The organism is Frankia sp. CcWB2 (assembly GCF_977927585.1).
Map to the genome: position 1 here is coordinate 1 of NZ_CDWRCM010000241.1, position 5962 is coordinate 5962.

Here is a 5962-nt window from a genome sequence, read left to right on the forward strand (position 1 = left end):
TGCCCGAGGAGTTTCTCAGGGGCCTCTTCGACGCTTACGGCCTCGAGATCATCTACGACGCACGAGTGAACCACGTCACATGCACGGTCGGCATCGACGAACACAACCTGGCCCTCGTCACCAGCGTGACCAGCGCCATGCAGAACACCCCCAACCCGGCCATCGGGTTGGGGGTGTTTGATGTGCGCTCGGAGGGACTCGAACCCCCAACCTTCTGATCCGTAGTTAGATTTGGATCTTCCGTCGACGTCTGTCAACGTCCGCCCTGCCTGCTGACCATGAGCGTTCCGTCCACCGGTGTCCGTCGACGTCCACCCGCGTCCAGCGGCTTGGCTGTCAACTTGGCTGTCACTCGTGCCACGGCTTGGACCACGTGATGGGCGCTCGACGCTGAGATCCGGGAGCATACTGGGAGGCATGGCGGAAGATCTTCTGGCGCTCGTCGTGGCCGACCCGACAGTCGGTCATGGGCAGGCGTGTATCCGGGGGACCCGGGTGCCGGTGAGTGTCGTGCTCGACTGCCTTGCCGACGGTATGTCCGACGGTGAGATCATCGCGGAGTACCCGTCGCTGACCGTGTCGGGGATCCGTGCGGCCGCTGCCTACGGGGCGCGTCTGGCGCGGGAGGATCTCGTGCCGCTTCGTACCGCGCCGTGAAGGTCAAGCTGGACGAGGGTCTCCCGGTCTCCCTTGCCGAGCGACTCGCCAAGCACGGGATCGACGCCGATACCGTGCTTGCGGAGAACCTGTCGGGCCGCTCCGATCCGGAGGTGCTCGCTGCTGCGGTTGCCGAGAACCGGATCGTGTTCACCCTCGACCGCGGCTTCGGGAACATCCGTGCCTACCCGCCGGGATCGCACAGCGGGATCGTGGTCTTCCGGCTTGACGACCAGTCGGCACGCGCCGTGATCGCGGCCGTCGAGGACCTGGTCACGCATCACGACCTCGCTGGGGCCGTGACAGTGGCGCACCGCGGCCTTCTCCGGATCCGTCGCGAGGGCGATTGACCCTCTCCGCCCGGGCTGGGACATCGCCTACGCAAAGCTCAGAGCCCCGCGCCGGAGTAGTGGCTGCGGGGCTCTGACCTGTCTCAACCTGACGTGCGCTCGGAGGGACTCGAACCCCCAACCTTCTGATCCGTAGTCAGATGCTCTGTCCGTTGAGCTACGAGCGCGATGTACCGCCGTGGTGGCCGGCGGTGCCAGCTTACAGCACCCGACGGATGGCACCGATCCTCCGAGGGGGATGTAGCTGTCTGTAGTTCATCCTGTGCTTCTTGTGTGGACAGCTGTGGGATCATCGTCGAATCGGCAGCTGCGGCGCCGGCAGGAGGAGTTGCCGGTGGGGCGCGCGGCGGACGGTCAACCGCTGACCGTCCGCCGCGTCGACGGCGGACCAGACCTCGGCGGGCAGCTCGCGCGCCCGCACCGGGAGGTGTGTGTCCGAGAGCATGACCAGACGCACCCCGCCAGTACCCGACGCGACGGCCACGGGAACGCCATCGTGCCCGATCGGGCGGGCACGTTAGCGCCCGCTGCCGAGAGGTCCTCATGGTCGAGCAGTCCTCATAGGGGACGTAATGAAGTAACAAATACGTGATCGAGAGCATCATCGCAGGTCACAGGCCTGTGGAGGGTTCGCAACGCGCAAGTTATTTCATTTCGACTCCATAGTGACATCGGGACGTCATCAGGTGCCGCCGATCATAATTTGATTTTATGCAAAGTAATTGGATTTTGTATATCGTAATTAGATTTGTCAAAACATGATTGGCTGTCGCCAGAGCGCTGCCCGATCTTATCGAGTATCGTCGCGTGGAGTAATGAGGCGTAACGATCCGGGGCGCAGGGTAATTCTCCTCCTGGCGTGCGCATCGTGAAGATCGACGGCTGGAGATCATCCTGATGGATCCGGGCGGCGTGCGCCGCGCGACTCGGAGCCAGCCCTTCGCCGCCCAAGCACTGTTCCGTGCCCGGGCGGCGACGATGAGCTCGCTGTTCCTGCTGGCTCTGCTGCTTGCGAGCTGGGCGCCGCGTATACCGCAAATCAAGGAGGGGCTCGAACTCGGCGACGGGCAGCTCGGTCTGACCCTGCTCGGCGCCCCGATCGGGGCGGTTCTGACATTGTGGCTGATCGGTCTGGCGGTCACCCGGTACGGCAGCATCACCATGGTGCGAGCAGGTCTGCCCGCCTACTGCGCCACCGGTCTTCTGGTCCCGCTCATCGAGGGACCCTGGTCTCTGTTCGCTCTGCTCGCCCTGTGGGGGGCGACCAGCAGTTGCCTCGACATCTCCCTGAACACCCAGGCCGTGGGGATTGAGCGCTGCTACCAGCGGCCGATCATGACCTCCGCCCATGCGGCGTGGACGGCGGGTGCCCTGTCCGGGGCCGGGATCGGTTCGGCGGCGGCCGCTCTGAGTGTCCCGATCGGCGTGCAGTTCGCGGTGCTCGGCGGGTTGGGTCTCGCTGCCGCCCTACCCGCCACGGCCTGGATGCTGCCCGACGGCGCTGCACCGGAAGTCGCGCCAGGGGACGGGCGAGACGGCTGGGGCGGAGACCGCGACAGAGCGGTGCCCCCGGGTCCCGCGGGCACCGGCAGCCGTGCCCGGCAGTTCGTCGCACTGTGCGTCATCGCCTTCGGTAGTTTCCTCTGTGAAGGTGTGGCGGCGGACTGGAGCGCCGTCTACCTCACCGAGGTAGCCGGAGCGGCTGCCGGAATCGCGGGTATCGGCTTTGTGGCCTTCACCTCCTGCATGTTCGTCGTGCGCCTGTTCGGGGACCGCGCCATGGCACGGTTCGGCCCGACCCGAACGGTCCGCGGCCTCGCCGTGACCGCGATGGTGGGATTCGCGGTCATGCTTGCGCTCGGTTCCTCGGCGTTCGGCACGGTCGGGGGAATCGTCGGATTCGGAACGCTCGGCGTCGGCACCGCCTGCGTGCTGCCCGCGGTGTTCTCCGCGACGGGGCGGCTCAGGTCGTCGACGGGCAGCTCCATCGCCGTGGTCGGCACGGTCGGGTATGCCGGATGGTTGTGCGGGCCGGCTCTCATCGGTGGGCTCGCCGAGCTGGCGGGCCTGCAACTCGCCATGGTCGTCGTGCTTGTCCTGCTCGTCGCGATCATGGTTCGCGCGTCGGCGTTGCGCGGTCCCGATTCTTCTCCTGCCGCGGCTGCCGAGTTCACCGCGGACCCCGGTGCCTCGGAGATCTCCGGGGTGCCCAAGATCCCCGAGGTTGGCTAGCGTCACCAGCGACCAGCCATCAGGCCGGGTCCTCTGCCGGCTGCCCCGGGAGCGGAGACGGGCACTACCGCCGGCCGCGACGGAATCCGGGCAGCAGGGTCTGCACCAGTGCGTCCGTCTCGGCCTCGGCCCGCCCGCCGCGGCGCACCCCGCTGACACCGATAGTTCGGTACATCTCCGTTGCCACAGCCTGCAGAGTTCGGCGATCACCCCGCGCGGCGACCGTGCGCAGCAGGTCCCGCCAGAGCACTTCGGGGGTCGGCACAGCCCGTAGCCCGGTGCGGCAGGCCGCCATCGCCGTCATCGTGTCACCGAAGTCCAACGTCAGTTGGGCGAGGCGATGCGCCACGTCGACCACGCCCGCCCAGGTGCTTCGGGCGATTGGCCCGGTGGTCGCCCAGCGGTACCGCCCGGCAGGCAGATCCGTCCACAGGGGGCCGCTGACCATCCGCAGGGCCGTCGTCAGATCCGCCTCGGCGTCGCTGCCCGGCAGACCGGCCCGGTGGGTGTAGGCCACGAAGAGTTCCCAGTCGCAGCGCACATCCGGACTCAGCCACCATCGGCCATCCGGGCCGATCATGATTCGAGGCGAGCCGTTGGCATCGGTCCCCAGCCACTGGCGCGCTTCGGCCAGCGCGGCGTCGGCGATCTCCTCTGTGGTGTCGGATGGCCAGATCTCCTCGGCGAGAAGCCGACTGTCTACGCCTTCCCGGTGCAGCGCGAGGTAGACGATGACCTCGGTCAACAGGTCGATGCGCTCGGCGGGTGGCCGCCCGGGACCCTCGACGGTGGGCAGCCCGAGAATCCGGACCTGCGCCTCGGCGGGCGCGGTGGGATCGGCGGGCGGCGTGGTCTCGAGCGGCACACGCTGTGGCGCCGCCCCGGACGTCGCCACCGGGGGCCGTGAAACGCCGACATCCGGGACGGTGGTATCTCCGTCGGCCGTAGCGCGCCCGAGCAGCCTGCGGCGGTGCATGGTGCGCGTCCGCCGGTCCCGCCAGCCGTTCGTTCGGAGGCGGGACCGGCGGCCGGGGCGGGATCGCGGTCCGGTACTCGGTGGTTGGCGGCGGGGGGCAGGGGGTCCAGGTGGTGCCTCCGTCCCGGGCTGGATCGATTCGGCCGGGACGCGGCCCTGCCGGTTCGCTCGCATCCGGGGCGTCTCGAAGTAGATCGCGGATGGTACCCGTGGGATATCCGTCGGGTGGATGAGCGGTCGTCCCGGATGGGCCAGCAGACCGGTGGCCTCGGCGGCCTCGGGGGCGTCGCCGGTGTCCGCGGTGGTTGGCAGGACGGGACCGGCCGATGCGGTCCTTCGCGGAGGGCCGGAAGGCCTGGGCGTGGGTGTGGGCGGCGGGGGTTCGGTGGGGAGCCGGCGGCCGTTCGAGGGCGGTCGCGTCGGATCGTCGTCAGAGGAGGAGGAGATAGTGGGTGGGAATCCGGTGCCGGACAGGACCGCGGCGCGACCCTGCGTGTCCTGCGGTCTCGCTCCGCGTGGCTCCGGTGGCGCAGAGCCGGGGCTGGGGAGTGGGCCTGCCGGCGTGGGGACGGCCGAGAGCGGCTGGGGGGACGCAGGCCGGGTGAGGGCTGAGAGTTTCGGCGTCCAGGGCACCGCCCCGGGCACGGAGCCGCGTTGTGAGGGTGGCCTTGTCGGCTCGTCAGGCCGGGTGGTTGCCGGCCCGGTCGCGGTGGGTCCGGCGGAGATCGGTCCGGCGGGCGGCTGTGATGCGGGGGGTGGTGGGGTGCCGTCGTCCGGCAGGCCCTCGTCCGGCAGGCCCTCGTCCGGCAGGCTGCCCGAGGCCCGGTCGGGAGATCCCGCCGCATCGGCCCGCTGGAACAGCGCGGTGATCGAGGTGTACTCGGTCATGCTCAGAGCCTGCGCCCGTACCTGGACGCCGAGAACGCCGAGGGACACGCGGCGGTCCGACCCGACCGTGAAGCGCCAGCGGGCGGCCGGGGTGTCGCCGACGGCGAGGACTCCCACGGCGTCGTCCCGCCCGTTCGCCATCCTGGTCAACCGGGCGATGTCGGCGGCTGCGGGAGGGGCCGCGAGAATGAGCAGATCGGGTGCCAGCGCCCGTGGATTGCCGGTGACCCGATCGCGGCCGCCCGCGGTGACGGTCGGCGGGTCTGCCGGTGCCGGATCGGTGCCGGTGCGACCGACGTCGTCCTCCGGTCCGGCGAGTTCGTCGAGGACGGCGCTCAGGTCGTCTGCTGTCCAGACCCGTGCGGGTGCGATCGTCGTCAGGTCGGCTCCGGTGTCGGCCGGAAAACCCACCAGACAGACCCGCAGATCATCCGACCACACGTTGGTTCCCAGCTCGATCGCCACGGCGATCGCGACCTCCGCCGCGATGTCCAGGTCGCCGATCAGGCTGATGATGCCCGGAGCGCCTTCCAGGTCGACGAGAATGCGTGACCCGGCGTCGTCCCGGCCGAAGGTGACGAGGGCCGGGAACGGAGCCGGCACGCCGGCCGTCATCTGGGCCGGCTGGTCACCGGGCAGACCGGGCATCCGCTCGATCCGCCATGACCCGGGCGCCTCGCCCACGGTCCATGGGAGCGGTGGAGGCTCCTCCTCCGCGGGTGCCATGTGCAGGATCAGCAGGTCGTCGGTGAGGATCGCCGCGTACACCGGGGGAAGCAGACGTCCCAGATCGGTCAGGCCGGCAGACAGAACGCGCAGTGAGCGGTCGACAAATCGGGCGGCATCCGTGTCGGCGGCT

At 69.4% G+C, this 5962-nt stretch carries 6 protein-coding genes and 1 tRNA gene; 4 read left to right on the top strand and 3 right to left on the bottom strand.

The window, feature by feature from the left end; genetic code table 11:
• The 3 genes from ACY45C_RS19330 to ACY45C_RS19340 all read left to right on the top strand — a co-directional run.
• Positions 1 to 218, top strand: a 218-nt coding sequence (locus ACY45C_RS19330) for a hypothetical protein (RefSeq protein WP_462188985.1), incomplete at its 5' end; no start/stop codon positions are given.
• Between the two features lie 199 nt (positions 219 to 417).
• Positions 418 to 657, top strand: coding sequence for a DUF433 domain-containing protein (locus ACY45C_RS19335; protein WP_011434851.1), 240 nt, complete (start codon positions 418 to 420; stop codon positions 655 to 657).
• Entirely contained in the window at positions 654 to 1007 is a 354-nt protein-coding gene (locus ACY45C_RS19340) for a DUF5615 family PIN-like protein (RefSeq protein ID WP_462188986.1), read from the top strand. The genes ACY45C_RS19335 and ACY45C_RS19340 overlap by 4 nt, the downstream gene beginning before the upstream one ends.
• A gap of 94 nt (positions 1008 to 1101) precedes the next feature.
• Here ACY45C_RS19340 and ACY45C_RS19345 read toward each other — a convergent pair.
• Both ACY45C_RS19345 and ACY45C_RS19350 read right to left on the bottom strand, forming a co-directional pair.
• A tRNA-Arg gene (locus ACY45C_RS19345) sits at positions 1102 to 1174 on the bottom strand.
• Between the two features lie 122 nt (positions 1175 to 1296).
• Entirely contained in the window at positions 1297 to 1491 is a 195-nt protein-coding gene (locus tag ACY45C_RS19350) for a hypothetical protein (RefSeq protein WP_462188987.1), read from the bottom strand.
• 428 nt (positions 1492 to 1919) lie between these two features.
• Here ACY45C_RS19350 and ACY45C_RS19355 point away from each other — a divergent pair, with 428 nt between their 5' ends.
• The gene (locus tag ACY45C_RS19355; RefSeq protein WP_462188988.1) at positions 1920 to 3239 is read left to right on the top strand and encodes an MFS transporter; all 1320 of its coding nucleotides are present in this window, start codon (positions 1920 to 1922) and stop codon (positions 3237 to 3239) included.
• Positions 3240 to 3303: 64 nt separating this feature from the next.
• Here the strand turns inward: ACY45C_RS19355 and ACY45C_RS19360 are convergent.
• The coding region (locus ACY45C_RS19360; protein WP_462188989.1) for an AfsR/SARP family transcriptional regulator at positions 3304 to 5962 on the bottom strand (2659 nt) is incomplete at its 5' end.